Source organism: Streptomyces sp. NPDC006197 (genome assembly GCF_040613865.1).
Taxonomy (GTDB): domain Bacteria; phylum Actinomycetota; class Actinomycetes; order Streptomycetales; family Streptomycetaceae; genus Streptomyces.
Genome location: NZ_JBEXSZ010000015.1, coordinates 64,124 through 87,059, shown reverse-complemented (window position 1 = coordinate 87,059; position 22,936 = coordinate 64,124). Strand labels below are relative to the sequence as shown.

Below are 22,936 nucleotides of genomic sequence, written 5' to 3'. Positions count from 1 at the left end.
CGCCGTCGATGTACTGGTGGGCCAGGTCGGTGAAGTGCGACATGGTTGAAGACCCCTCTACCCGCTACCTGCAGTGCGACTGATGTCGCGTCATCACCCCCTCTCGTACGTCAGACCCGCAGGTCGCCCTCGATGACCGTGACGGCGTGGCCGTTCAGAAGGGTGCGCTCGCCGTTCAGCCGGGTGCGGACGAGGCCCGTGCGGGCGCCGCCCTGGAAGCCGGTGAGCTCCTCGCGGCCGAACCTGGCCGACCAGTACGGGGCGAGCGCGGTGTGCGCGCTGCCCGTCACCGGGTCCTCGTCGATGCCGACGGCGGGGAAGAAGCCGCGCGAGACGAAGTCGTACCCGTCGTGCGGGCGTTCGGCGGCGGCGGTGACGATGACGCCGCGCGAGGACAGGCCCTTCAGGGCGGCGAAGTCCGGCGTGAGCGAGCGGACGGTGGCCTCGTCGCGCAGCTCGACGACGAGGTCGCCGATGTGGTCGGCCGTGTCGTGGACGGCGACGATCTCGGCGCCGAGCGCCTTCTCCAGGCCCTCGGGGACGGGGAGCGGGGTGAGGGAGGAGGTCGGGAAGTCCATCGTGATCGTGCCGTCGGCCTCGGCCGTGGTGATCAGGAGGCCGCAGCGGGCCGCGAAGCGGACGGTGCCGCTCGCGGTGCCGGTGGTGTGCAGCACATGCGCCGTGGCCAGGGTGGCGTGACCGCACATGTCGACCTCGGTGGTCGGGGTGAACCAGCGCAGGGCCCAGTCCGCCTCGCCGCCGACGGGCAGCGGGTGGGCGAAGGCCGTCTCGGAGAGGTTGACCTCGGCGGCGACCTTCTGGAGCCAGGCGTCGTCGGGGAAGGAGTCGAGGAGCAGGACTCCGGCCGGGTTGCCGGAGAAGGGTCGGTCGGTGAAGGCGTCGACGATTCGGATGCGCATGGCACCGACCGTACCGGGGGCGGAAAACCGCGGACCAAGGCCAATCGCGGAGAACTGGACCGGTCCTTCCGCGCGTCGTCCGGGGAAGGACGTGAGGGCGACTGGGCCGGGGGGCTTCGATGATGTTCGGGTACGGGGACGAGTGGTGGATGCTGCTGTTCTACCCGGTGCTGTTGTGGGTGCCGTTCGGGCCGTTCGTCATGGGCGGGCTGGGCGTCTGGTGCGCCCGGCGGCCCGGGCCGTGGCCGTGGCTGTGGACGGTGCTGCTGCCCCTGGTGCCGGTGGGGGTCTCCGCGACCGCCATGCTTCTGCCGCGGGGACAGCCGACCTCGATCGACGACCTCGTCGGCTACCTCCTCGTGTACGTCCTCGGCATCACGGTCCTGCCGTGGGTGCTGGGGTACGGGATCACCCGGTTCGTGCGTGCCGTACGGGCCCGGCGTGGCCGGGGCGGCGGCGAGGCGTGAGACCGGCCCCGGTCACAGGGCGCCGGGTCACGGGGGCGCAGGGTCGCCGGGGCACGAGGGCGCCAGGACCATGAGGATCTCGTCGCGGTCGTCTTCGGCGGAGTCCTCCTCACCGGCGGCCTCCTCCGGGACGGGGCGCGCAGTGCCGGACGGCCGCCGGGCAGCCGCTCCACCGCCGACGGGCCGCCTGCCGGGCGGAAGCCTCCGGGGTCACGTACGGCAGAGTCGCGCGGCCAGGCGCTCCACCACCGGCCACGGCAGATCCAGCGGGTCCTCCAGGAGCAGCCCCGGATGGCGGACCGTGCACATCTGGAGCGCGAAGCCCAGGCGTGCGGTCTTCCGCCGAACCCCGGCAGCAGAGTGGATCACTGCGCTTGCGTCGACATGGCGTCGATCCCGGCAGTCGGCCTCATCCGCGCGCGCGGAGATACGCCTCCAGTTCGGCGGCGCCGGTCAGCATCGCGCGCCCGCGGGCCGACAGGCGATGGTGCCAATCGCCGAGCGCGGCCTCCAGCGGCTCGATGCCCCCGGCCTCCCGCACCTGGTCGACCAGCGGGGCGATCTGCTCCAACAGATAGCCGCCGCGCCTGAGTTGGTGGGTCATCCGGGCGTCCCGCACGGCGGCCCCGTCGTAGACGCGGTACCCGGTCCGGGGGTCGCGGCGCGGACGTACGAGTCCGGCGCGCTCCCACGTGCGGAGCGTCGCGGGGCGGACGCCGAGCTGCCGGGCCAGCGGTCCGATGAACGTGCCGCCGGGGTCGGGCGGCGTGGCGGGCTCCCGGTCCAGGTCGCGCAGGGCGCTCTCCACGGCCCGGAGGGTCCGGCGGTCGTCGAGGAGCTGGGCGTGGCTCTCGTCGATCAGACGGAACGCCTCGCCGACCGCGCCCTGGTTCACGGCCCGCATGATCGACGTCGCCGTCGGGTGCCCGTGGCCGGGCAGCAGGGCCAGGAACGCGCGCAGGGCGTCGGCGTGCAGCGGCGTGTAGGCGCGGTAGCCGAAGGGGGTGCGGCCGGCGGCGGGGAGGATCCCGGCCTCCTCGTAGTTCCTGACCGCCTGCGTGGACAGACCGTGCGCCCGGGCCAGATCGACCGGCCTCAGCCGTTCCCCGCTTTGAAGGTTCTTCCCCATGGAGCCGACGATATCGCGGGCTCATCGCGGAAAAGTTTCCACCGAAACTTCAACGATAGCGTTGAAGGCATGGCGACTGACATCAAGGACACCGCCCATGCCGTCGACGCTGCCGCCCTCATGGGGCTGCTTCCGGACCGGCCCCGGCTGCTCGCCCTGGGCGAGCCCACCCACGGCGAGGACGCCCTGCTCGACCTGCGCAACGAGCTCTTCCGGCAGCTCGTCGAGCAGGAGGGCTACCGGACGATCGCACTCGAGACCGACTGCCTGAACGGCCTGGTCGTGGACGACCACGTCACGTCGGGCACCGGCAGCCTCGACGAGGCCATGGAGAACGGATTCAGCCACGGTTGGGGCGCCTTTGCGGCCAACCGCGAACTCGTGCGCTGGATGCGCGCCCACAACGAGGGCCGTCCCGCGTCCGAGCAGGTCCGCTTCGCCGGATTCGACGGCCCGCTGGAGATCACCGGTGCCGCGAGCCCCCGGCAGGCCCTCACCGCGCTCCACGGGTACCTCGCGGCCCGGGTGGACGCGGACCTGCTCCCCTGCGCCGCGGACACGCTCGACGAGCTGATCGGCACCGACGACCGGTGGACCGAGCCCGCCGCGATGAGGGAGCCGGCTCGTTCCGTGGGGCGGTCGGCCGAGGCCGGCCAGCTGCGGCTGCTCGCCGACGAGCTGGTGGCGCTGCTCGACGAGCAGCGCCCGTACCTGATCACGGTGAGTCCGGCGGACGAATGGGAGAGGGCCTGCCTGTACGGGCGCACGGCACTCGGTCTGCTGAGCTACCACCACTGGATGGCCGACGCCTCGCCGGCCCGCCTGGCCCGACTGGTGGGCGTACGGGACCGGATGATGTCCCGGAACCTCCTCGCGCTCGCCCGCCGGGGTCCGGTGTTCGTGTACGCCCACAACTCCCACCTCCAGCGGGAGAAGAGCTCGATGCGGATGGGCGGGCGGCCGCTGGAGTGGTGGAGCGCCGGCGCGCTGGTCGACGCCGAGCTCGGTGAGGAGTACGCCTTCGTGGCCATGGCCCTCGGCACGATCCGGCACCAGGGGGTGGACGTGCCGCCGCCGGACACCGTGGAAGGGCTGCTGTACGCGCTTCCGGAGGAGCGCCGTGTCGTGGACGCCCGGCGACTGGCCGCCGTCCTCGGCGACAGGCTGCCCGCGCCGCGCGTGTCCCCCTGGTTCGGCTACGCCCCGCTCGACCCGGCGCATCTGGCGGACTGCGACGGCCTGGTGTTCGTCAGGGACGTCCCGCAGCGCTAGTTCCTTTCTCCGTGACCGACCTGTCGGGTCTTGCTCGCCGAACAGTTCCGATATATCGTTGAGGCATCGCGACAGTTCGACGATGGAATCTCGACGGAAGGAGCGTTGCGATGCGTTCACATGGACACGAGTACGGAAACGGACACGGTCACGGTCGTGGAGGCTGCGGCCCCGGGCCTCGGGGGGACTTCGAGGGGCGGCGTGCCGCGTTCGGGCCGTTCGGGCCCGGGTTCGGCGGGGGACCCTTCGGTGGTCCCTTCGGTGGGCGGGGTCGCGGGGGCGGCCCGGGGAGGGCGCGGCGCGGTGACGTGCGCGCCTCGATCCTGGCGCTCCTGAAGGACCGCCCGATGCACGGCTACGAGATGATCCGGGAGATCGGCGAGCGCAGCGACGGGGCCTGGAAGCCCAGTCCGGGCTCGGTCTACCCGACCCTCCAGATGCTGGAGGACGAGGGGCTGATCACCAGCGCGACCGAGGGCGGCAAGAAGCTGTTCACGCTCACCGACACCGGGCGGGCCGAGGCCGAGGAGGGCCCCGACGCGCCGTGGGAGGCGGCCGGGCGCGGGATCGACTGGGATGCCCTGAACGAGATCCGGCAGGCCGGCTCCGGTCTGATGGAGGCGTTCGGGCAGGTCTGGAAGACCGGCAGTGCCGAGCAGCGGCAGAAGGCGATCGGCGTGATCAACGAGGCGCGCAAGAAGCTGTACCTGATCCTCGCCGACGAGCACTGAGCCCGGCGTGCGCCACGGGTGCGGCTCAGGCCACCAGGCCCGAGAGCTTCCGCAGGGACTCGGTCAGCGCCGCCGTCGCCGAGTCCCTGAGCTTGCCCGCCATCAGGGAGACCGCCGCGCCGGTGAACTCGCCGTCGATCCGCACCGTCGTGGCGTCCCCCTCCGCCGCCAGCGAGTAGCGCGTGGCGACGACGACCCCCATCGGGCCCTTGCCCCTGATGGCGAACGCCCGCTCGGACTCCAGCTCCTCGACCGTCCACAGGACCTCGGCGGGGAAGCCCATCAGCTTCATGTTCTCCGTGAAGGTCGCGCCCGTCTCCAGGGCGGCCGGCCCGCCGTTCGGGAAGCTGGTGTGGGTGGCGTTCCACTCGCCGTACGAGGAGAAGTCCGTGAGCCGCGCCCAGACCTTTCCGGCCGGCGCCTCGATGCGTGCCTCCGCGCTGACTTCGGCCATGAGACCACCCCTTCACGCGTGCCAACTGGGTTCCGGTGTCGCGGAACGTAGCGGGGCGGCCGTGAACATTCAATACTGATGAACCGTCAGTTCTGCGGCCGTCGGTCCCCTGCCGCCGCCGACCCACCGGATCTCCGCCGCGTCGAAGCTGTCCGAGGCCCGTGGCGCCCCGTCCTCCTCGTGGCAGTGGAAGGCCGCCCAGAACAGATCGGCCGGCAGCGCCTCCCGGGGTGCGTACACCCGGTACACGTACTGCCGCCCGTCACGCGCGAGCAGGCCCACCATCCAGAACACGACCGGAGGACGCGCGGAAGGGGGTCCGTGGTTGCGTGGGGGGCGCGAAGCAAGGCGGCGCGCGCCTCTCGGGGGCGACGCGCGCGATCTCATCCGTAAGGAGGAGGAACCGCGCGCCCGTGCCCAACTCCGGTGGGATGCGGACATGCTTCTCCCCGGTGATGCTCCGGCTGCTGCGGCCTGATGAGGTGGGAGGGTGCACCATCCCGTCCCGCGCCCCCAGCCGCTCCCGCCGTCCGTCGCCCCGCGCGCGGAGCTCGCACCCTTCCCGTCGCCCTCGCTCGCGGCGGTCGCGCCCTTCCTGACGCCCCCGCTCGCCACGGTCGTGTCGGGCGCGCGGCGCAGGGCGCTCCGGGACGGCGACCGTCAGATCGACACCGCCCACCTCCTGCACTCGCTCGTCGAGTCCGACCCCGAGGTCGGCGCCGCCTTCGAGGGCGGCCATCAGCTCGCCCGCGTCCTCGGCTATCTCGTCCAGCGCTCCATCGGCTACGGCCTGCGCTGGCAGCGGACGGAGGAGGGGTCGGCGGCCCGGCGCCTGCTGCCCGCCGCGCGCGGGGCGGAATCCCCGGGCGCCCGCCCCTCCCCGTGGTCCCCGGCCGCGGCCGCCGCCCTGGAAAGAGCCTTCCTGCGGGCCGCCGAGCGCGGCGAGCCGCAGGCCCGCGGTGTCGATCTGCTCGTGGCCGTCGCCGCCGATCCCGAGAGCCGCGCCGTGGAGGTGCTGCGCCGCGCGGGGGTCGATCCGGCCGCGCTGACCGCCCGAATCGCCGCCCTGGAAGAGGAGCCGTCTCAACAGGTGTAACGGGGGTTACGCCCCTGACGGCGTCCTGTCATGATGGCCCGATGCACGCGTCTCAGGGGAGAAGCGCCGGCCTGGGACTCGCCCTGGCCTCGGCCTTCGCATTCGGTGGTTCAGGAGTGGCGGCCAAGCCGCTCATCGAGGCGGGACTCGACCCGCTCCACGTCGTGTGGCTCCGGGTCGCCGGCGCCGCGCTCGTCATGCTGCCCGTGGCCTGGCGCTACCGGGACCTCCTGCGCCGCAAACCCGCCCTCCTCGTGGGCTTCGGCCTGCTCGCCGTCGCCGGGGTCCAGGCCTTCTACTTCGCCTCGATATCCCGCATCCCCGTCGGCGTCGCCCTGCTCATCGAGTACCTCGCCCCCGCCCTCGTCCTCGGCTGGGTCCGCTTCGTCCAGCGCCGGCCCGTCACCCGCGCCGCCGCCCTCGGCGTCGTCCTCGCCGCCGGCGGCCTCGCGTGCGTCGTGCAGGTCTGGTCCGGGCTGAGCTTCGACCTCGTCGGACTGCTCCTGGCCCTCGCCGCCGCCTGCTGCCAGGTCGGGTACTTCGTCCTCTCCGACCAGGGCGCCGACGAGGCCGAACAGGCCGAGCGGGCCGACCCGGTCGGTGTCATCGCGTACGGACTGCTCATCGGCGCGCTCGTCCTCACGGTCGTGGCCCGGCCCTGGGGCATGGACTGGAGCGTCCTCGCCGGGCGGGCCGACATGGACGGGACGAGCGTGCCCGCGTGGCTGCTGCTCGGCTGGATCGTGCTGATCGCCACCGTCCTCGCGTACGTCACCGGCGTCATCTCGGTGCGCAGGCTCTCTCCGCAGGTGGCGGGCGTCGTGGCCTGTCTGGAGGCGGTCATCGCGACCGTCCTCGCCTGGATCCTGCTCGGCGAGCACCTGGACGCGCCGCAGATCGCCGGCGGCGTGGTGGTCCTGATCGGGGCCTTCATCGCCCAGTCCTCGACGCCGAAGGCGTCGGCGCCGGAGCCGGTCGCCGGGTCCGGGCCTGGGAACGGTTCCGATTCCGACGCGGCGGGGGCCGGACGGGACACTCGGTTGTCGGCCGGGCGAACCGCCCCGTAAGGTGCCGACCATGCATTCGACCGTGCTTCCGCCTCCCGTCGCCTAGCGCGCGCGGAGACCCTCCTCGACGAAGACCGGGCCCGGGCGGGCGACTCCTCGCCGCCGGGCGGTTCGTCGCTGCCCGCGCGCGGAGCCCAGCGACCACCCTCCCCTCCTGTCTTCCACGGAGAACCCACGTGTCGAACTCTTCGGGATCCGCCCTGTCCGTCGGGCGGAGCCTCCTCTATCTGATCGTCGCCGGCATCGCCTGGGGCACGGCCGGCGCCGCCGCCTCGCTGATCTTCCGCGTCAGCGACATGGGCCCGCTGGCCCTCTCCTTCTGGCGCTGCGTCGGCGGGCTCGCCCTGCTCCTGGGCGCGCTGGCGCTGCGGCCCCGGCGCTCCGCCGTCCGTACGGACGCCGAACCGCGCGGCCGGCGGACGGCCCGCATCCTCGGCACTGGCATCGGTCTCACCGTCTTCCAGAGCGCCTACTTCGCCGCCGTCGAGGCGACCGGCCTCGCGGTCGGCACCGTCGTCACCCTGGGCGCGGGCCCCGTCCTCATCGCGATCGGCGCCCGGCTCACCATGGGGGAGCGCCTCGGCCGCGGCGGGATCGCCGCCGTCGCCGGAGCGCTCGCCGGGCTTTTCGTCCTCGTCCTGGGCGGCGGAGCCGCAGAGGTGCGGCCGCTCGGCGTCGTCCTCGCGGTGGTCTCGGCGGCCGGATACGCGGCGATCACCCTGCTCACCCGGTGGCTCGGCCGTGACGGCGGCGGTGCGGACGCCCTGGCGACGACCACCTGGGCCTTCGCGATCGGGGCGGTCGGGCTGCTGCCCGCCGCGCTCGCGGAGGGGCTCGTCCCGCACACCGACGCGCCGGTGAGCGTGGTGCTGCTGCTCGTGTACGTGGCGGCGGTGCCGACCGCGCTCGCCTACGCGCTGTACTTCGCCGGGGCGGCCGTCGTCCGGGCCGCCACCGTCTCCGTGATCATGCTTCTGGAGCCGGTGAGTGCCGCCCTGATCGCGGTCTCGCTGCTCGGCGAGCGCCTCACCGCCGCGATCGTGCTCGGCACCCTGCTGCTGCTCGCCGCCGTGACGGGCCTCGCCCTCGCGGAGGCGGGGACGGCGGCGGAGGCGCGCAGGCGGGAGCCCGTGGCGGCGTAGGGGACCGCCACCGGGGCGGGGTATGTACGGCCCCGCCCCGCCCCCGTGCGGTTGCCGGGGCGGGGCCGTTGTGGCTCCGCCCCGGCGCGGTCATCCGTTCGTGCGGCGGCGCAGCTGGTGGGCGCGGGCGTTCAGGTCGCCGGGGCCGGCCCGCTCGGCGAGCCGCTGCGAGACGCGGTCCTGGATCTCCTGCGGCTTGTTCCCCGCGTACTTGAACTTCGCCCGTACGTCGGTCACCTCCAGGCTCAGCACCCGGATCCCCGACAGCATCCGGCCGAACGGGGCCTCGCCCGGCGCGACGGTCGCCGTGCCGCCCTCCGGCTGGAAGTGGGCGACCTGGCGGTTGAGGAGCGCCGCCTTCTCCGCCGGGTCGTCGACCACGCGCGCGGTGCAGCGCAGTTGGACGGCCGCGTAGTACGAGGTCGGGGTGCCGTGCTCGGACGGGGCGCCTTCGGGGGCCGTCCAGTGCCCCGGTACGTAGACGTAGTCGTCGACCACGCTCAGGAGCACCGTCGGGTTCGCCTCCAGGGCGCGCCAGAGCGGGTTGGGCCGGGCCAGATGGGTCAGAGCCCGGCCGTACGGGCCGGGCTCGGCGTCGTACCGGAAGTGCACGGGCTGCACCCACGGCGGCTCGCCGTCCAGGCCGTTGACGGCGAGCTGGCCGAAGTCGTGCCGGGAGAGCCAGTCGCGCCACTCGCCCTCGTCGTGGGCGGCGTCCCAGGGGTGGATCAGCATGGTCGGTCCGTCCTCTCCGGGTCAGAGCGAGGCGAGGTAGCCGGGCAGGGCGACGGACGGGTCGAGGTCGTCGGCCGGGACGGGCGTGCCGTAGCCGCCCCGTACGGGGACGACGCCGGACCAGTACGGGAGGCCGAGGTCCTCGGGGTCGTCGTTGGGCCCGCCGGTGCGGACCTTCGCCGAGACCTCGTCCAGGTCGAGCCGGATCACGGCGGTCGCGGCGAGCTCCTTGGCGTTCCCGGGGCGCGAGTCGGCGGAGCGGCCGGGGACGACGTGGTCGACGAGGGCGTCGAGGGCGGTCCGCAGCTCCTCGGGGTCCGTGACCTGACGGGCGGTTCCGTGGACGACGACCGACCGGTAGTTGAGCGAGTGGTGGAACGCGGAGCGGGCGAGCACCAGGCCGTCGACGTGCGTCACGGTCAGGCAGACGGGCAGGCCGGGGGCGGTCACGCCGTCGCCGGCCGCGCGCAGCGGCCGCGAGCCGGTGGAGCCGTGGACGTAGAGGCGCTCGCCGACCCGGCCGAAGAGCGTCGGGAGGACGACCGGCGCGCCGTCGCGGACGAAGCCGAGATGGCAGACGTAGGCCTCGTCGAGTATCGAGTGGACGAGGTCCTTGTCGTACGAGGCGCGGTCACGGGAGCGGGTGGGCACGGTCCGGTCGGTCGCCTCGTACGTCTCCGCCTCGTACGTCTCCGTGGTGGTGCTCATTGCCGTCTCCATTGCACTAGTGCATAATCATGTTTGTGCTAGGAGAGTATCGGATCGAAGGACGTCGCGCATCGGACATCGCCGCCAGCGTCGAGCGGGGAGTGGGCGCGGGCGCGCTCCAACCCGGCCAACTGCTGCCGCCCATGCGGGAATTGGCGGCCACCCTCGGCGTGAACCCCAACACCGTCGCCGCCGCCTACCGCACCCTGCGCGAGCGCGGGGTCATCGAGACGGACGGCCGGCGCGGCAGTCGGGTGCGGCCGCGCCCCGCCACGACCGCGCGCGGCTCCCTCCGCGTGGACGCGCCCGCCGGGGTCCGGGACGTCAGCAACGGCAGTCCCGACCCCGCCCTGCTCCCACCCCTCGGCGAGGCCTTCGCGGCGGTCGCCCGGCGGTACGCCGAGCGGCCCGGCCTGTACGGAGAGGCCCCCGTCGACGAGGAGTTCGGGCGCCTGGCGCGCGCCGCCTTCGACGCGGACGGCGTGTCCGCCGGGCCCGTCGGCGTCGCCTCGGGCTCCCTCGACGCCATCGAGCGGGTGCTCGCCACCCGTCTCAGGCCCGGCGACGCCGTCGCCGTCGAGGACCCGGGCTGGGGCAGCCTCCTCGACCTCGTGCCCGCGCTCGGACTGCGTCCGGTGCCGGTCGCCGTGGACGACGACGGACCCCTCCCGGAGGCCGTCGAACGCGCGATCCGTCAGGACGGGGCGCGGGCCGTGATCGTCACCGACCGTGCGCAGAACCCCACCGGCGCCTGCGTCACCGAGGAGCGCGCCCGGGAGCTGCGGCGGGTCCTCGGCGCGCACCCCGGCGTGCTCCTCGTCGAGGACGACCACGGGCACGGCATCGTCGCGCAGCCCCTCCACCCGCTGGCCGGCGTCACCGACCACTGGGTGCTCGTCCGCTCGGTCGCCAAGGCGTACGGGCCCGACCTGCGGATCGCCGCCTTCACCGGCGACGCCGAGACCGTCGACCGGGTGCTCGGGCGGCAGCGCCTCGGCCCCGGCTGGGTCAGCAAGCTCCTCCAGTGGACCGTCGCTCATCTCTGGGCCACGGGCGCGGTGGATCCGGCCGTCGTCGCGCGCGCGTACGGGAAGCGGCGCGACGGGCTCGTGCGGGCCCTCGCGCGGCGCGGCGTCGAGGCGCACGGACGGGGCGGCATGAACGTCTGGGTGCCGGTCTCCGACGAGACCGGAGCGGTCGCCCGGCTCCTCGCCGCGGGGTGGGCCGTCGCGCCGGGCGCGCGCTTCCGGATGGACGCGGGGCCGGCCGTCCGGCTCACCGTCTCCGGGCTCGCGGTCACGGAGGTCGAGGCGCTGGCGGACGCGGTGGCGGGGGCGGTGGGGCCGGCGCCGGCGCGGAGCTACGGGTAGCGGGGCCGGGCCCGGGGGCGTCTTGCCGGTGACGGACGCGTCTCGGGCCCATCCGGCGTGCGGCGCACGGCCGTTCCTCGCGCAAGTGACGTTTCTCCGGTGAATGCGCTAGCCCTGGAGAGTGAGTAAAGCGCTCGTCCGCGGAAGTTCAGCCCCCTCTCAGGAAATCATCAGGTTTTGGTAAAGCTCCGTCGTGTTGCGGCGGTTCTGCACCTTTTCCGTGTTTCCCCGAGATGACCAGGAGTCAGACCTTGACGTACGGAAACAAGTTGCGCGAGGCCGTCGCGGCGCCGGGCACGACCCCGCTGATCGGCGTGTACGACATGTACTCGGCCTCCGTCGCCGCCGACCACTACGACGGGATGTTCGTCTCCGGGTTCGGCTTCGCCGCCTCGTACTACGGGCTGCCGGACATCGGCTTCATCGCCTGGCCGGACATGGTGGCGTTCGTGCAGCGGCTGCGCGGCGCGTTCCCCCGCCACCACCTGCTCGTGGACATCGACGACGGCTACGTCGACCCCGAGGTGGCCTGTCACGTGGTGGAGGGCCTGGAGCGCATCGGGGCCTCGGGCGTGATCCTGGAGGACCAGAAGCGGCCCCGCCGGTGCGGCCACGCGGACGGCAAGCAGGTGCTGCCGCTCGACGAGTACCTGGCCAAGCTGGAGATGGTGCTGGCCACCCGCCGGGACATGGTCGTGGTGGCCCGCACCGACGCCACCGACGAGGCGGACATCCTCCAGCGGGCCAAGTGCCTGGCCGCCACCGACGCCGACGTGGTGCTCGTGGACGGTGTGCGGAGCGTCGAGTGGATCCACCGGATCCGCGAGGTGGTCGACGGCAAGCCGCTGCTCTTCAACCAGATCGCCGGGGGCAAGTCCCCGCGGCTCTCGCTCACCGAGCTCTCCGATCTCGGTGTGGACGTGGCGATCTACAGCACGCCCTGCCTCTTCGCGGCGCACGAGGCGATGGACTCGGCGCTCTCCGAGCTGAAGCGGGACGACGGCCGGCTGCCGTCCTTCGACCCCGAGTCCGGCGTCGGCGTCGCCGCCTCGACCCGCCTCCTGGAGCGGAACATCACCCGCCACCACGCGGTGCCCGAGCGGGTCGGCGCGTGAGCCCCCTGATCCCCGGACAGCGGGGGGAGGGGACGCTCGGGCCCGCGCCGAGGGCGGCGGCCGGCGGCCAGCTCAGGACCCCGCTGAAGGCGCTCGGTCTGGCCGTCGCCCTGCTGGCGGCGGGCGCCGCTCCGGCCGCGGCCGGCGGCAGCCTGGTCACCGTCATCGACAACTCCCACGCGGACTCCGTCGTGGAGGTCGACCGGGCGGCCAACGTGCAGTACGGCAGCGGCGGCACGGCGGGCAGTGACCACGACGGCAGTGCCGTCGACGCCCTTGAGGTCCTGTTCGGCGGTGGGCGCCGGGACGCCGGCTGACGCCTGGGGACGAACGGAACGGCCGGACACCGCCCTCGTGGTGTCCGGCCGTTCCTGTGCCCCGCTGCCGTGCGCGGTCAGTCCTCCAGGAGGTCGGGGAGGCCCAGCTCGTCGAGCTCGACCGGCTCCGGCCCGTCCATCGGGGCGACGGCGGTGACCGCGGACGCGGGGGCGGAGAGGGCGCCCGCGGCGTGGGCCGCGCCGGTCGAGCCGAGGAGGGCGCCGGTCACGGCGAGGGCGGCGAGGAGGGTTCGGGTGGTGGTGAGGTTCATGCCCGGTCAACGATCTTGCGGCCCCGTGCGTAACGGAGAGTGACACGGGAGAGGGAGAGGCGCCCGGCCGCCGCCCGCGCGCCCCGCCGTCCGGGCGACGCCCCAGGGCCGGGTCTGGAAGGCGGGTCTCAGGCGCGGCTCGCCGCCCTGGGAGGCGTCTCGGCGGGCACGGCGGCCGGCTGCGGGGCCGTCGCCGGCGGCGCGGTGCGGCGGGAGGCGCGGGTCTGGGTGAGGGCCGCGCCGGCCAGGACCACCAGGGCGCCCACCGGGGTGTTCCAGGTGAGGTGCTCGTCCAGGAGGGCGACGCCCGCCGCCGTGGCGATCACCGGGATGAAGTACGTGACCATCGAGGCCGTCGTCGGGCCGACCTCCGCGACGACGCCGTACTGCAGCAGCATCGCGTACCCCGTCCCGAGCGCGCCGAGTGCGATCACGGAGAGGAGCGGCATGAGTTCCACGGACTCCGGGACCGAGGTGAACAGGGGGGTGACCACCGCCAGCTGCAGGGTCGCGAGGCCCACCTGGGAGCCGGCCAGCGAGAGGTTCGAGGCGCCCGTGCCGCTCAGGGTCCTGCGGACGTAGATCCAGCCGACCGCGTAGCTGAAGGAGGCGAGCAGGGCCAGGGCCGTGCCGGTCACGTCGAGGCCGGAGAAGCCCTGCCAGGCGCCGAGCACGGTGAGCACGCCGACGAAGCCGATGCCCAGACCGGCCGCGCGGACCCGGGTCGGGCGGTCCTCGGAGAGCGCCACCAGCGAGAGCACCATGCCCCAGAGCGGCGTCGTCGCGTTGCAGATGCCCGCCAGGGTCGAGGGGATCGTCAGCTCCGCGTACGCGAAGAGGGAGAACGGCAGCGCGTTGAGGAGGAAGGCCGCGACCGCCAGGTGGCCCCAGACGCGGGCGCCGCGCGGCAGCCGGTCGCGCTTGACGGCGATCGCGGCGGCGAGCACCGCCGTACCGAACAGGAGCCGTCCGAAGGTGACCTGGAAGGGCGCGAAACCCTCCGTGCCGACCTTGATGAAGAGGAAGCTGAAGCCCCAGATGAGGGCCAGGGCCCCGAAGCGGACGCGCCAGTCGAGCAGACGCGGGGCGGGGGCGGAAGCGGGCGCGGGGGACGGGGAGGGCGGGGCTGCGGGGCTCATGCGCTCAGGGTGACCGGAACGACGTCTTAGAACAAGCGAGAATTCCTCGACCCCTCCCCTTAGTATCGCTTACATGTTGAACCTGGAGCGCCTCCGCACCCTCGACGCCGTCGCCCGGCACGGCTCGGTCAGCGGCGCGGCCGACGGCCTGCACGTCACCACCTCGGCCGTCTCCCAGCAGCTGTCCAAGCTGGAGCGCGAGGTCGGGCAGCAGTTGCTCGCCAAGAACGGCCGGGGCGTGCGGCTCACCGACGCCGGACTGCTGCTCGCCGAGCACGCCGCCCGGATCCTGTCCCAGGTCCAGATGGCGCAGGCCGACATCGAGGCCCAGCGGGGGAGGGTGGTGGGCGAGGTGCGGCTCGCGGCCTTCCCGACGGCGGCGCGCGGACTGTTCCCGGCCGCCCTCGCCGCCCTGCGCGCGGGCCACCCCGAGCTCCGCGTCCGCACGACGGAGCTGGAGCCGGAGCCGGGGGTGCGGGCGGTCCTGCGGGGTGACGCCGACCTGGCGATCGTCCTGGACTGGAGCAACAAGCGGGCGCCCGTCCCCGGCGGCCTGGAGCGCGCCCACCTCCTCGACGACTCCGCCGACGTGGCCCTGCCCGCCGGCCACCCGCTGGCCGGACGGGAGGCGGTGGACCTGGAGGACTTCGCCGACGAGGAGTGGGTGTCCTGGCCCGAGGGCGAGTTCTGCCACGACTGGCTGATGTTCACGCTGCGCTCGCAGGGCATCGAGCCGCGCATCGGGCACCTCGCGGGGGAGCACCACACCCAGCTGGCCCTGGTCGCGGCCGGGCTCGGGGTGTGCATCACTCCCCGGCTCGGGCGTCCGGTGCCGGACGGGGTCGCCTTCGTCCCCGTGCGGCAGAAGGTGCGGCGCCACATCTACGCCACCTGGCGCGCCGACGCCGGCCGCCGTCCCTCCGTGCGGGCGGTCGTCGCGGCGCTGCGGGCGGCGGCGGAACCGCTGGCGAGCTGAGCCGGGGGCCGGCGGTCGCGTCCGCCGGTGGCTCGCGGAGTGAGCGGAGGCCGGCGCGACCGGCCCCGCCCGCCCTCAGGGGTTCGCGAGCTTGCGGAAGTCCCAGGAGGCGACGGCGTCCGGGGTCAGCCGGAGCCAGGCGTGCCGGCCGTCGTGCGGCATGGAGTCCAGGCCGAAGTTCTTGGCGGCGAAGAGCTGCTCGGGCACGTCGAGTTCGGGGCAGGGCTCGCCGGTGCGCGGCGCCTCGCCGACGAAGACGGCGGTGCCGGACAGCTCGACGCCGCGCAGCTCCCCGTACTCCTCGCCGTCGTCCACCACGACCGCGATCCTCGGATCGGCGCGCAGCTCCGCCCAGCGCCGGCTGCGGGTGATCGAGTACAGCCACAGCGAGGAGCCGTCCCAGACGAACCAGAGCGCGCTGACGTGCGGGCGGCCGTCGGCGGAGACGGTCGCGACCCGGCAGGTGCGCTGTTCGGCGAGGAAGGAGTCGAGCTCGGCCGGGGTCATCATGATCCGGCGTCCACGGCGCTGCGCGACGGTCATCGTCCGCACCCTTCTGGATTTCTGATGAGACGTCAGAAAGCATGGGGGGTCGGTCGCGCGCGTGCAAGGGGAGGGCGGGAGAGCCATGGGACGGAGCACGGGAGAACGGCTCGGGGAGCGGATCCGCCCGGACGGCGGAGTCGTCCTGCTCACCGTCGAATGTCAGCGGGGCGTCGTCGGCCCCGACAGCGCCCTGCCCGAACTGGCCGCCGCCGCCCGCGCGTCGGGCGCCCTGCGGAACGTCGCCCGACTCGTCGCCGCCGCGCACGCGGCGGACGTCCAGGTCGTCCACGCCGTCGCCGAGCGGCGCCCCGACGGCCGGGGCGCCAGCACCAACGCCCGGCTGTTCAGGGCCGCCGCCCGGCTGCCCGTGCAGCAGCACAGCGGCAGCGGGGCCGTCCGGATCGCCGAACCGATCGAGGTCGCCGACGAGGACCTGGTGGTCCGGCGCCTGCACGGGCTCTCGCCGCTCGCCGGCACCGACGTCGACGCGCTGCTCCGCAACCTCGGCTGCCGGACGCTGGTCGTCACCGGCGTCTCCGCCAACGTGGCCGTGCCCAACGCCGTCTTCGACGCCGTGAACCTCGGCTACACGGTCGTCGTGCCCGGGGACGCCATCGCGGGGGTGCCGGCCGACTACACCCCCGCGATGATCCGTCACACCCTCGCCCTCGTCGCCACGATCACCACGACCGACGAGGTGCTGGGGTGCTGGAAGGCTCCCGCGGCCGACGGCGGTGCCGTCAGGCGGGGCTGATCTCCTCGCCCACCACCTGGATCGGCTCCGGCGGCAGCGGCGAGGGCGCCGGGCCGGACTTCACGCTGCCGTCCGAGATGTCGAAGTGGCTCTGGTGGCACGGGCAGACGATGACGCCGTCCTTGACGCTGCTCACGGCGCAGCCCTGGTGGGTGCACTTCGAGGAGAAGGCCCTGAACTCGCCGGCCTTCGGCTGGGTGATCACCAGACCCTTGTCGGCGAGGATCTTCCCGCCGCCCACCGGGATGTCCCCGGTCCGCGCGAGGGGCGTGCCCCCCGGCGTGTTCTTGTCGTCCGCGCCGCCCCCGCAGGCGGCGAGCGCCGCCGCCAGGCCCGCGCTGCCCGCCGCCGCGACCACTGTCCGGCGTGCCACTCCGCTCATGTACTGCCCCTCTTCCTTCGGTGTGCTGCACCGACGGTACGGCTGTGAGCTGTGTCCCGTTCACGGGATGCGTACTTCGGGCGCCTTACAGTTCTGAGTAGAGTGTCGGAACCTGGACAACCTTTGATGAAAGTGTCTAGCTTCGGTGAACTCGTCGGTCAGTGCTCATCACGTACGGGCCGTGCTGCTCGGGGCCGAGCGGCGCGGGGTGGCCCCGGGGCCGCTCCTCGCCCGCGCCGGACTGCCCTCCGCGCTCCTGGGGGAATCGCGGGCCAGGATCCCGGCGGAGCAGTTCGGACAGCTCGTCAGGACCCTGTGGGCCACGCTCGACGACGAGCTGATCGGCTTCGGCGGCGCGCCCAGCAAGGTCGGGACCTTCGCGATGATGGCCCACGTCGTGGTCCACGGCAGCCGGGACCTGCGCGGGGCGCTCCGGCGCGCGCAGACCTTCTACTCCCTCTTCCCGGCCGGCCCGCGCTTCCGGCTCGTCGAACCCGGTACCGGCGAAACCGGCGGACCCGACGAGGCGCGGATGGAGTTCGACGTCTCCGGATACGACGACCCCCTCCACTTCGGCGCCGAGTCGACCGTCCTGGTCGCGCACCGTTTCGCAGGCTGGCTCGTCCGGCGCCGGATCGGCCTGAGACGGGTCGAGTTCGTCCACCCCGAACCCCGGCACGCCCGCGAGTACGCCCTGCTCTTCGGCGCGCCCTGCGTCTTCGGCGCGGGACGGACGGCGGCCGTCTTCGACCGGGCGGACCTCGACGAACCCGTGCTGCGGGACGCGGCGGCGCTCAGGGCCTTCCTCCGCCGCGCCCCGGTCGACGTGCTGGTCTGCGGTGACCACGACAGTACGGTGACCGGCCGGGTGCGGCACCTGATCGGCCGGGCGCTGCCCGCCGGGCCGGTGCCGACGCCCGAGCAGCTCGCCGACCGGCTGTCCGTCAGCCCGCAGACCCTGCGGCGCCAACTGGCCGCCGAGGGGACGACGTACCAGCGGCTCCGCGACCAGGTGAGGCGCGACCACGCCATCGCCGAGCTGACCGGCGGGCGGGTGTCGATCGAGCGGCTCTCGCGGCAGCTGGGCTTCTCCGAACCCAGCGCCTTCCACCGGGCGTTCCGGCGCTGGACCGGCGAGACGCCCCGCTCTTATCAGACGCGCGGTCAACAACCCTGAGCGGTACGGTCACGGCCGCTGCCCGCCGCTGGACCTACCTTCCCGCCATGACCGAAATCGACCGGTCCGGCGGCCCCTGGCCGTCGGCCCCCTCCCGACACCGATGAACCCGCGCCGGGCGGCCGGCGCCGTCCTCGGGACCGGCGTCCTGCTCTGCCTCCTCGCCGGGGTCGCCGTCACGGCCCTCGGCATCCGGGTCGACGGCACCAGCATGAGCCCGACCCTCCGGCCGGGGGACCGGATCCTCGTCGCCCCGGGCTCGGCGGGCGAGGCGCACCGGTTCGACGTGGTGCTGCTGCGGGCCACCGGGAAGGACGCCCTCCTGGTGAAGCGGGTGATCGCCCTGCCCGGCGACCGGGTGGCGATCGCCTCCACGCCGGACGAGCCCTTCCAGGTCCTCCTCCAGGAGGGCGGGCGGGGTCCGGTGCGCCGGGTGGTGGCACCCTCGTGGGCGTCGCAGGCCCGCCGTACGAACGCCTGCTGCGGACCCGACGGCACCCGGTCGGCGCGGCCCGGGCTGCGGACCGTGCCCGAGGGCGCGTTCTTCTACCTGGGCGACAACCCCGACCTGTCGGACGACTCGCGGGCATACGGCTGGGGCGCGCTGGACCGGATCGAGGGCCGGGTCGGGGTGCGGGCCTTCCCCGTCTCCGCGTCGCCGGACATCGGCAACCGGCCCGTCCTCGAGGAGTACCGGGGGCCGAGTCCCTGAGTCCTACCGGGGGATCCGCTCCCGGCCCGTGCTCAGGGCGATCCGGAGCACGGTGTCCGCGATGCGGCGGGCCGACTCCTCCGGCGAGGGGCCGGCCTGGACGATGTGACTGGCGGTCAGCCGTACCGCCGCGTCCACGGCCAGTTCGCGCGCCACCGGGTCGACGGTGGGCCAGGCCTCCGTGACGTACGCGTCGGCCATCGCCGTCGCCGTGTCGAAGGCCGCCGCCGACCGTGTCGTGAGGTACGACAGGAGCCCGTCCTCGCCGGTGCTGGTCAGCATGGCCTTGATCAGCGGGTTCCGGCCGGCCAGCGTGAGCGTGAAGCCGACGGAGGCCTCGACGGCCGCGCGCAGGTCGTCCCGGTGCGCGTCCAGGCCCTGCTGGATGCCGACGAGGCAGCGCTCCAGCTCGCGCTGGAACAGGGCCTCGCCGACCGCCTCCTTGGAGGGGAACTCCGCGTACAGCGTCTGCCGGCTGACGCCGACGGCGCTCGCCAGGTGCGCCATGCGCAGCTTGTCGAAGCCGCGGTCCGCGACCGCCTCGTACGCGGCGTCCAGCAGGCGTTCGCGCAGCAGTGTCCGGACCGTCTCCCTGAACCGTGGCATCGGCCAAGCCTAGACCAGGCGGAAAAGTCCCCAGGATTGTCAGAAGTGTTGACACTTCTCATGGAAGTGTCCAATTCTCGAACAGATAGCCGCGAATTGTCATTCGGCCAGTGCGGCACGACGGTTGGAGATCACATGCAGCACGAGACCAGAGGCGTCACCCGCTGGCGCAGATCGGCGTTCCTCGCCGTGCCCGCGACGGCCGCCGTCGCCGCCATGGCGACGGCCATGGTGCAGGGCGCGCTCGCCGCGAACCTCTCGCTCACCAGCGTCCCCTTCACCCTCAGCTCCAAGACGGTCGCCGCGCCCCAGGGCATCGGCGCGGTCATGCACACCATCGACGCCGGCGGGGCCAAGGGCGCCGCCGAGGTCGGCATCGCCAAGGCGGGCCTGGACGGCATCTGCGTCCACGCCGTCCAGTCGGTCAACCTCCCGGTGATCGGCAGCCTCGGCACCTGGTCGCTCAACATCTCCTCGCCCGCCGCCGCGACCCCGCTCACCAGCGACCAACTCGTCGCCGGCGCCGGGCTCCAGGCGAACAAGCTCGTGCTCGACGCGCAGGCGCTCAAGGCGGCCACGGCCACGCTCAACGCGAGCGACACCACCCCGAACGTCATCGGCGCGGCCGCCGACGGCGCCGGGATCAAGGGCACCGGCATCAACGACGGCACCCCGGGCCAGTTCGGCCTCGACGCCACCGGCGGCCGGACCGACATCAAGAACCTCAACGCCGACGCCAACGGCGCCACCATCGCCGGCGCGATCACCCTGCCGGACCTCGCCATCGGGATCGCCCACGGCGACAAGACCTGCGGAGCCTGACCGCACGCACCACCGGGGCTCCGCGTCCTCCGTACGGCGCGGGGCCCCGGCCCTCCCACCCCGACCCACCGCTGCGAGGCCTCCATGACCACCGATCCGCCACCCGAGCCGCCCGAGACGTCCACCCCCGGCGGGCCGCGCCGCGCGCGTGTCGCCTTCCGCCGCTGGCGCCGCACCCGGCCGTTCTGGGCGGCCCTCTGGACCGGACTCGGCGGCTTCGTCATCTTCTTCCTGCCGATGGCGCCGCTCGGCAAGATCCTCCAGGTCGGCGTCGGGGGCATCGCGGGCATGGCCGGCGGCGTCCTCCTGATGGCGATGGCCCTGCTCATCCTGCTGCTCCCCGGACAGCGCCACACGGCCGGTGTCATCGCGGTGATCGCGGGCGTCGCCTCGTTCCCGCTCTCCAACCTCGGCGGCCTCTTCGTCGGCATGGCCCTCTCGGTCCTCGGCGGCTCCATGGCCTTCGCCTGGCTGCCGGAGAAGCCCGCCGCGCGGCGCCGCCCGCGCCGTACCACCCCCTCCGCCGAAAGGCCCGTGTCCCTGGGGAGCGGATCCGCATGAACCACCTCCTCTCCGGGGCCCGCGGCGCCGCCGCCGACTGGAACGCCCGGATGCTCGCCCAGGCCGCCGACGGCACCCGCCGCGGCACCCGCTGGGGGCGCGGCGCCTTCGCGTTCGTCCCCTCGGCCCTCGCCATCGGCGTCCTCGGCACCGCCCTCGCGCAGGGCGCGCTCGCCGCCAACTTCAGCGTCACCGGACAGCCCTTCACCCTGACCTCCAACGGGGTCGAGGGCAGCGGCTTCGGCGCCATCGTCAACACCCCCGCCGTCGGACACCCCGACGGCACCACGAGCACCAACACCGCGATGGCGCGCGTCGGCTTCGCCAGCGCCGGGCTCGCCGGACTGTGCGGCATCGTCCACCAGACGATCGCCGGAGTCCCGTACTCCCTGCTCCTGACGGGCGGCCAGAAGGTGACGGCGACCCCGCCCGCCGCCTTCACCACCGACATCGACGCCTCGAACCTCTACATCCAGGCCACCGAACTCCAGGCATACGGGCCCACCACCCTCCAGAACGCGGTCCTCGGCCAGTCCGCCGACCAGGTCACCGTCGCCGGCAAGCCGCTCACCGGCGCCCTTCCCGGCGGCTTCGGACTCGGCTCGGCCGGCGGCGAGGGAGGCAGCTCCATCGCGCTGCACGGACTGAACGCCAGCGCGTACGACGCCGAGATGGCCGGGGCGCTCGTCCTGCCCGACCTGAAGATCAGGGTCGTCGCGGGAACGGCGACCGCATGCTGAGCCGGGCGAAGTCCGCGTCCGGCCGGTTCGGCCCGAGCCGGGCGAAGTCCGCGTACGCCTGGTTCCGCGCGTTCCGCCGCACCCGGCCGTTCTGGGGCGGGGTGTGGCTGGTCGCCGGCGGCTGGACCGTCCTCAAGTTCTCCCTCAGCTCCCTGCAGTTGATCGTCAGCACCGGCTTCGGGGGAGTGGCCGGCTACCTCGTCGGCGGCGGCATGATCCTGTGCGGGCTGATCCCGCTGGCGCTGCCCGCCCAGCGGTACACCTTCGGGCTCATCGGCGCGGTCCTCGCCGTCGTCTCGCTCGTCGTCTCCAACCTGGGCGGCTTCCTGCTCGGCATGGCCCTCGGCGTGCTCGGCGGCTCCATGACGGTCGGCTGGGGAGCCAAGCGTCCCCGCCGCCGGGCGGTGGAAGGATGACGGCCCGGGGACGCGGGGCGCGCCACAGGGCCCTCGCCGTGGCGGCGGCCCTGCTCCTCGCGGTCGTCACCGCCGTCTGGTCCGGGCAGCCGAGCAGCGCCTCGGGCGAGAGCGCCGTGGTCGAGCCGCTCGGCATGTCCTTCCTGCCCTCCCCGGACCCGCTGCACGTCACCATCGGCAGCATGGTCGCCGTCTCGATGACGGTCGACAAGAACGTCACCATCCGGCTCTCCGACGGCTCGACGCGCACCACCACCCGGTACACCTTCACCAAGCTCAAGATCCGCTCGCACATGAACGTGGTCCAGCGCGCCGCCGGACACACCGTCACCATCGACGTCCCCGGGGAGGGCTCGCTCGGCGGCTACGACAGCGCGGGCAAGGCCGAGACGACGACGATGTGGGGGAACATCACCAACGTCTGCGTCCGCGTCCTCGTCAAGATCTGCGGAGTGCAGGGGCTGCTCGACTTCTTCGGCTCCCTCATCCCGCTCACCGCCGGAGCCGAGGACTTCACCGGCGACATCTACGCGATCCGGACGGTGGACGACCACGCGGCACTCGACTCCACCGACAACCCCGTCCACCTCCCCGGGACCATCACGGTGACCACGCCATGAGGACCCGAGAGGAAGGACGCACCCACTGGCGCCGGTCCCTCGCCGTCGCCCTGCCCGCGCTCCTCGCCGCCGGCGGCCTCGGCTCCGCCATGGCGACCGGAGCGCTGGCCGTCGGCCTCCGCATCCAGGACCGGCCCGTCGACTTCACCACCAGCAGCCTGTACGGGACGCAGTACGGCGCCGCCGTCGTCGACCAGACCGTCGTACGCCCCGACGGCTCCACCGGCAGCGAACGCGTGCTCCGCATGGGCTTCGCGGACGGCGTCATCAACGGCCTCTGCCTGAGCCGGAAGCAGCAGATCGCGGGAGCCGCGTACACCCTGCTGCTCACCCTCGGCGACGACGACCCGGGCTCCTGGGAGATCAGGACGAAGAACACCGTCCTCGACCTGCGCAGCGCCACCGGAGTCCTCGACATGGACGGCATCGTCGACCTCAACGTCAACGGCGCCGACGTGAAGACCGTCAAGGACGCCTCCGGCGCGTACGTCACCAACCCCCTGGACAGCCCGCAGCACCGCTTCGGCATCCAGGCGCGCTACGCCAAGTTCGACCGGATCACCGGCACCGCCCAGGACTTCCAGATCCCGGGCCTCCTCACGACCCCGAAGCTCTCGCTCTCCGTACGACCGGGCACGGTCGCCTGCCCCGCCCCGGCGGCCCCCACGGGGACGCCCGGCACGCCCTGAG

31 protein-coding genes are annotated in these 22,936 nt (G+C 73.7%); 19 read left to right on the top strand and 12 right to left on the bottom strand.

Annotated elements, in window-relative coordinates; translation table 11 throughout:
• Window positions 1–110 precede the first annotated feature (110 nt).
• Window positions 111–920, bottom strand: a complete 810-nt coding sequence (locus ABZ318_RS07445; protein ID WP_356901545.1) for a PhzF family phenazine biosynthesis protein — start codon at window positions 918–920, stop codon at window positions 111–113.
• A gap of 119 nt (window positions 921–1,039) precedes the next feature.
• Here ABZ318_RS07445 and ABZ318_RS07440 point away from each other — a divergent pair, with 119 nt between their 5' ends.
• Window positions 1,040–1,387, top strand: a complete 348-nt coding sequence (locus ABZ318_RS07440; protein WP_356901544.1) for a hypothetical protein — start codon at window positions 1,040–1,042, stop codon at window positions 1,385–1,387.
• A 210-nt stretch (window positions 1,388–1,597) separates the two neighbouring features.
• Here the strand turns inward: ABZ318_RS07440 and ABZ318_RS07435 are convergent, their stop codons facing one another.
• Window positions 1,598–1,756, bottom strand: a complete 159-nt coding sequence (locus tag ABZ318_RS07435; RefSeq protein WP_356901543.1) for a DUF4158 domain-containing protein — start codon at window positions 1,754–1,756, stop codon at window positions 1,598–1,600.
• A gap of 40 nt (window positions 1,757–1,796) precedes the next feature.
• Window positions 1,797–2,516 (bottom strand): TioE family transcriptional regulator, encoded by a 720-nt coding sequence (locus ABZ318_RS07430; protein ID WP_356901542.1) that lies wholly within the window; start codon window positions 2,514–2,516, stop codon window positions 1,797–1,799.
• 69 nt (window positions 2,517–2,585) lie between these two features.
• Here ABZ318_RS07430 and ABZ318_RS07425 point away from each other — a divergent pair, with 69 nt between their 5' ends.
• Together ABZ318_RS07425 and ABZ318_RS07420 are read left to right on the top strand one after the other, a co-directional pair.
• A complete protein-coding gene (locus ABZ318_RS07425) occupies window positions 2,586–3,788 on the top strand; it encodes an erythromycin esterase family protein (RefSeq protein WP_356901541.1) in 1,203 nt (400 codons plus the stop codon).
• Between the two features lie 308 nt (window positions 3,789–4,096).
• Window positions 4,097–4,519 carry a PadR family transcriptional regulator gene (locus ABZ318_RS07420; RefSeq protein ID WP_356901540.1) on the top strand — a complete coding sequence of 141 codons (423 nt, stop codon included), beginning with the start codon at window positions 4,097–4,099 and terminating at the stop codon, window positions 4,517–4,519.
• A 25-nt stretch (window positions 4,520–4,544) separates the two neighbouring features.
• On the opposite strand, the gene ABZ318_RS07415 is transcribed toward ABZ318_RS07420, so the two are convergent.
• Window positions 4,545–4,973: an SRPBCC family protein gene (locus tag ABZ318_RS07415; RefSeq protein WP_356901539.1), complete on the bottom strand. Its 429-nt coding sequence runs from the start codon at window positions 4,971–4,973 to the stop codon at window positions 4,545–4,547.
• A 69-nt stretch (window positions 4,974–5,042) separates the two neighbouring features.
• Window positions 5,043–5,267, bottom strand: coding sequence for a hypothetical protein (locus tag ABZ318_RS07410; RefSeq protein WP_356901538.1), 225 nt, complete (start codon window positions 5,265–5,267; stop codon window positions 5,043–5,045).
• 196 nt (window positions 5,268–5,463) lie between these two features.
• Here ABZ318_RS07410 and ABZ318_RS07405 point away from each other — a divergent pair, with 196 nt between their 5' ends.
• The 3 genes from ABZ318_RS07405 to ABZ318_RS07395 all read left to right on the top strand — a co-directional run bounded on the left by ABZ318_RS07405 (window position 5,464) and on the right by ABZ318_RS07395 (window position 8,278).
• The gene (locus ABZ318_RS07405) at window positions 5,464–6,069 is read left to right on the top strand and encodes a Clp protease N-terminal domain-containing protein (protein WP_356901537.1); all 606 of its coding nucleotides are present in this window, start codon (window positions 5,464–5,466) and stop codon (window positions 6,067–6,069) included.
• Window positions 6,070–6,110: 41 nt separating this feature from the next.
• Complete coding sequence (locus ABZ318_RS07400) at window positions 6,111–7,136, top strand: EamA family transporter (protein ID WP_356901536.1); 1,026 nt, start codon at window positions 6,111–6,113, stop codon at window positions 7,134–7,136.
• A gap of 176 nt (window positions 7,137–7,312) precedes the next feature.
• A complete protein-coding gene (locus ABZ318_RS07395; RefSeq protein ID WP_356901535.1) occupies window positions 7,313–8,278 on the top strand; it encodes an EamA family transporter in 966 nt (321 codons plus the stop codon).
• A gap of 90 nt (window positions 8,279–8,368) precedes the next feature.
• Here the strand turns inward: ABZ318_RS07395 and ABZ318_RS07390 are convergent, their stop codons facing one another.
• Together ABZ318_RS07390 and ABZ318_RS07385 are read right to left on the bottom strand one after the other, a co-directional pair.
• Complete coding sequence (locus tag ABZ318_RS07390) at window positions 8,369–9,013, bottom strand: FMN-binding negative transcriptional regulator (RefSeq protein ID WP_356901534.1); 645 nt, start codon at window positions 9,011–9,013, stop codon at window positions 8,369–8,371.
• Between the two features lie 21 nt (window positions 9,014–9,034).
• The gene (locus tag ABZ318_RS07385; RefSeq protein WP_356901533.1) at window positions 9,035–9,721 is read right to left on the bottom strand and encodes a pyridoxamine 5'-phosphate oxidase family protein; all 687 of its coding nucleotides are present in this window, start codon (window positions 9,719–9,721) and stop codon (window positions 9,035–9,037) included.
• 35 nt (window positions 9,722–9,756) lie between these two features.
• Between ABZ318_RS07385 and ABZ318_RS07380 the strand changes: the two genes are divergently transcribed.
• From ABZ318_RS07380 to ABZ318_RS07370, 3 genes are all read left to right on the top strand, one after another.
• Window positions 9,757–11,091, top strand: a complete 1,335-nt coding sequence (locus ABZ318_RS07380; RefSeq protein ID WP_356901532.1) for an aminotransferase class I/II-fold pyridoxal phosphate-dependent enzyme — start codon at window positions 9,757–9,759, stop codon at window positions 11,089–11,091.
• A gap of 251 nt (window positions 11,092–11,342) precedes the next feature.
• Window positions 11,343–12,206 (top strand): isocitrate lyase/PEP mutase family protein, encoded by an 864-nt coding sequence (locus ABZ318_RS07375; RefSeq protein ID WP_356901531.1) that lies wholly within the window; start codon window positions 11,343–11,345, stop codon window positions 12,204–12,206.
• On the top strand, window positions 12,203–12,523 hold the full coding sequence (locus ABZ318_RS07370) for a hypothetical protein (protein ID WP_356901530.1): 321 nt from the start codon (window positions 12,203–12,205) through the stop codon (window positions 12,521–12,523). The genes ABZ318_RS07375 and ABZ318_RS07370 overlap by 4 nt, the downstream gene beginning before the upstream one ends.
• A gap of 77 nt (window positions 12,524–12,600) precedes the next feature.
• Here ABZ318_RS07370 and ABZ318_RS07365 read toward each other — a convergent pair whose 3' ends face one another.
• Both ABZ318_RS07365 and ABZ318_RS07360 read right to left on the bottom strand, forming a co-directional pair.
• The gene (locus ABZ318_RS07365) at window positions 12,601–12,795 is read right to left on the bottom strand and encodes a hypothetical protein (protein ID WP_356901529.1); all 195 of its coding nucleotides are present in this window, start codon (window positions 12,793–12,795) and stop codon (window positions 12,601–12,603) included.
• Between the two features lie 128 nt (window positions 12,796–12,923).
• The gene (locus ABZ318_RS07360) at window positions 12,924–13,934 is read right to left on the bottom strand and encodes a DMT family transporter (protein ID WP_356901528.1); all 1,011 of its coding nucleotides are present in this window, start codon (window positions 13,932–13,934) and stop codon (window positions 12,924–12,926) included.
• 73 nt (window positions 13,935–14,007) lie between these two features.
• Here ABZ318_RS07360 and ABZ318_RS07355 point away from each other — a divergent pair, with 73 nt between their 5' ends.
• Window positions 14,008–14,910: a LysR family transcriptional regulator gene (locus tag ABZ318_RS07355; RefSeq protein WP_356901527.1), complete on the top strand. Its 903-nt coding sequence runs from the start codon at window positions 14,008–14,010 to the stop codon at window positions 14,908–14,910.
• 75 nt (window positions 14,911–14,985) lie between these two features.
• On the opposite strand, the gene ABZ318_RS07350 is transcribed toward ABZ318_RS07355, so the two are convergent.
• A complete protein-coding gene (locus tag ABZ318_RS07350) occupies window positions 14,986–15,453 on the bottom strand; it encodes a pyridoxamine 5'-phosphate oxidase family protein (protein WP_356901526.1) in 468 nt (155 codons plus the stop codon).
• A gap of 85 nt (window positions 15,454–15,538) precedes the next feature.
• Between ABZ318_RS07350 and ABZ318_RS07345 the strand changes: the two genes are divergently transcribed.
• Window positions 15,539–16,210, top strand: coding sequence for an isochorismatase family protein (locus ABZ318_RS07345; RefSeq protein WP_356901525.1), 672 nt, complete (start codon window positions 15,539–15,541; stop codon window positions 16,208–16,210).
• On the opposite strand, the gene ABZ318_RS07340 is transcribed toward ABZ318_RS07345, so the two are convergent.
• Complete coding sequence (locus ABZ318_RS07340; RefSeq protein ID WP_356901524.1) at window positions 16,197–16,592, bottom strand: Rieske (2Fe-2S) protein; 396 nt, start codon at window positions 16,590–16,592, stop codon at window positions 16,197–16,199. The two genes, ABZ318_RS07345 and ABZ318_RS07340, sit on opposite strands and share 14 nt — an antisense overlap.
• A 145-nt stretch (window positions 16,593–16,737) precedes the next feature.
• On the opposite strand from ABZ318_RS07340, the gene ABZ318_RS07335 reads away from it, so the two are divergent.
• Together ABZ318_RS07335 and lepB are read left to right on the top strand one after the other, a co-directional pair.
• A complete protein-coding gene (locus ABZ318_RS07335; protein WP_356901523.1) occupies window positions 16,738–17,769 on the top strand; it encodes an AraC family transcriptional regulator in 1,032 nt (343 codons plus the stop codon).
• A gap of 103 nt (window positions 17,770–17,872) precedes the next feature.
• Window positions 17,873–18,481: a signal peptidase I gene (lepB, locus tag ABZ318_RS07330; protein WP_356901522.1), complete on the top strand. Its 609-nt coding sequence runs from the start codon at window positions 17,873–17,875 to the stop codon at window positions 18,479–18,481.
• 3 nt (window positions 18,482–18,484) lie between these two features.
• On the opposite strand, the gene ABZ318_RS07325 is transcribed toward lepB, so the two are convergent.
• Complete coding sequence (locus ABZ318_RS07325; protein ID WP_356901521.1) at window positions 18,485–19,087, bottom strand: TetR family transcriptional regulator; 603 nt, start codon at window positions 19,085–19,087, stop codon at window positions 18,485–18,487.
• A 135-nt stretch (window positions 19,088–19,222) separates the two neighbouring features.
• Here ABZ318_RS07325 and ABZ318_RS07320 point away from each other — a divergent pair, with 135 nt between their 5' ends.
• From ABZ318_RS07320 to ABZ318_RS07295, 6 genes are all read left to right on the top strand, one after another.
• Window positions 19,223–19,909, top strand: coding sequence for a DUF6230 family protein (locus tag ABZ318_RS07320; RefSeq protein WP_356901520.1), 687 nt, complete (start codon window positions 19,223–19,225; stop codon window positions 19,907–19,909).
• 84 nt (window positions 19,910–19,993) lie between these two features.
• Window positions 19,994–20,470 (top strand): DUF6114 domain-containing protein, encoded by a 477-nt coding sequence (locus ABZ318_RS07315; RefSeq protein ID WP_356901519.1) that lies wholly within the window; start codon window positions 19,994–19,996, stop codon window positions 20,468–20,470.
• Window positions 20,467–21,210: a DUF6230 family protein gene (locus ABZ318_RS07310; protein WP_356901518.1), complete on the top strand. Its 744-nt coding sequence runs from the start codon at window positions 20,467–20,469 to the stop codon at window positions 21,208–21,210. The genes ABZ318_RS07315 and ABZ318_RS07310 overlap by 4 nt, the downstream gene beginning before the upstream one ends.
• Complete coding sequence (locus ABZ318_RS07305; protein WP_356901517.1) at window positions 21,204–21,626, top strand: DUF6114 domain-containing protein; 423 nt, start codon at window positions 21,204–21,206, stop codon at window positions 21,624–21,626. Before ABZ318_RS07310 ends, ABZ318_RS07305 begins: the two co-directional genes overlap by 7 nt.
• Window positions 21,623–22,246: a hypothetical protein gene (locus ABZ318_RS07300; RefSeq protein ID WP_356901516.1), complete on the top strand. Its 624-nt coding sequence runs from the start codon at window positions 21,623–21,625 to the stop codon at window positions 22,244–22,246. The genes ABZ318_RS07305 and ABZ318_RS07300 overlap by 4 nt, the downstream gene beginning before the upstream one ends.
• Window positions 22,243–22,935, top strand: a complete 693-nt coding sequence (locus ABZ318_RS07295) for a DUF6230 family protein (RefSeq protein ID WP_356901515.1) — start codon at window positions 22,243–22,245, stop codon at window positions 22,933–22,935. Before ABZ318_RS07300 ends, ABZ318_RS07295 begins: the two co-directional genes overlap by 4 nt.
• The last annotated feature ends 1 nt before the right edge of the window (window position 22,936 follow it).

Excerpts from the sequence above, each read along its gene's own strand:
- ABZ318_RS07300 (WP_356901516.1), top strand. The coding sequence starts at position 21,623 with ATGACGGCCCGGGGACGCGGGGCGCGCCACAGGGCCCTCGCCGTGGCG.
- ABZ318_RS07425 (WP_356901541.1), top strand. The coding sequence starts at position 2,586 with ATGGCGACTGACATCAAGGACACCGCCCATGCCGTCGACGCTGCCGCC.
- ABZ318_RS07345 (WP_356901525.1), top strand. The coding sequence starts at position 15,539 with ATGGGACGGAGCACGGGAGAACGGCTCGGGGAGCGGATCCGCCCGGAC.
- ABZ318_RS07350 (WP_356901526.1), bottom strand. The coding sequence starts at position 15,453 with ATGACCGTCGCGCAGCGCCGTGGACGCCGGATCATGATGACCCCGGCC.
- lepB (WP_356901522.1), top strand. The coding sequence starts at position 17,873 with ATGAACCCGCGCCGGGCGGCCGGCGCCGTCCTCGGGACCGGCGTCCTG.
- ABZ318_RS07310 (WP_356901518.1), top strand. The coding sequence starts at position 20,467 with ATGAACCACCTCCTCTCCGGGGCCCGCGGCGCCGCCGCCGACTGGAAC.
- ABZ318_RS07355 (WP_356901527.1), top strand. The coding sequence starts at position 14,008 with ATGTTGAACCTGGAGCGCCTCCGCACCCTCGACGCCGTCGCCCGGCAC.
- ABZ318_RS07440 (WP_356901544.1), top strand. The coding sequence starts at position 1,040 with ATGATGTTCGGGTACGGGGACGAGTGGTGGATGCTGCTGTTCTACCCG.
- ABZ318_RS07305 (WP_356901517.1), top strand. The coding sequence starts at position 21,204 with ATGCTGAGCCGGGCGAAGTCCGCGTCCGGCCGGTTCGGCCCGAGCCGG.
- ABZ318_RS07385 (WP_356901533.1), bottom strand. The coding sequence starts at position 9,721 with ATGAGCACCACCACGGAGACGTACGAGGCGGAGACGTACGAGGCGACC.
- ABZ318_RS07360 (WP_356901528.1), bottom strand. The coding sequence starts at position 13,934 with ATGAGCCCCGCAGCCCCGCCCTCCCCGTCCCCCGCGCCCGCTTCCGCC.
- ABZ318_RS07315 (WP_356901519.1), top strand. The coding sequence starts at position 19,994 with ATGACCACCGATCCGCCACCCGAGCCGCCCGAGACGTCCACCCCCGGC.
- ABZ318_RS07325 (WP_356901521.1), bottom strand. The coding sequence starts at position 19,087 with ATGCCACGGTTCAGGGAGACGGTCCGGACACTGCTGCGCGAACGCCTG.
- ABZ318_RS07415 (WP_356901539.1), bottom strand. The coding sequence starts at position 4,973 with ATGGCCGAAGTCAGCGCGGAGGCACGCATCGAGGCGCCGGCCGGAAAG.
- ABZ318_RS07445 (WP_356901545.1), bottom strand. The coding sequence starts at position 920 with ATGCGCATCCGAATCGTCGACGCCTTCACCGACCGACCCTTCTCCGGC.
- ABZ318_RS07295 (WP_356901515.1), top strand. The coding sequence starts at position 22,243 with ATGAGGACCCGAGAGGAAGGACGCACCCACTGGCGCCGGTCCCTCGCC.
- ABZ318_RS07340 (WP_356901524.1), bottom strand. The coding sequence starts at position 16,592 with ATGAGCGGAGTGGCACGCCGGACAGTGGTCGCGGCGGCGGGCAGCGCG.
- ABZ318_RS07390 (WP_356901534.1), bottom strand. The coding sequence starts at position 9,013 with ATGCTGATCCACCCCTGGGACGCCGCCCACGACGAGGGCGAGTGGCGC.
- ABZ318_RS07365 (WP_356901529.1), bottom strand. The coding sequence starts at position 12,795 with ATGAACCTCACCACCACCCGAACCCTCCTCGCCGCCCTCGCCGTGACC.
- ABZ318_RS07430 (WP_356901542.1), bottom strand. The coding sequence starts at position 2,516 with ATGGGGAAGAACCTTCAAAGCGGGGAACGGCTGAGGCCGGTCGATCTG.
- ABZ318_RS07320 (WP_356901520.1), top strand. The coding sequence starts at position 19,223 with ATGCAGCACGAGACCAGAGGCGTCACCCGCTGGCGCAGATCGGCGTTC.
- ABZ318_RS07400 (WP_356901536.1), top strand. The coding sequence starts at position 6,111 with ATGCACGCGTCTCAGGGGAGAAGCGCCGGCCTGGGACTCGCCCTGGCC.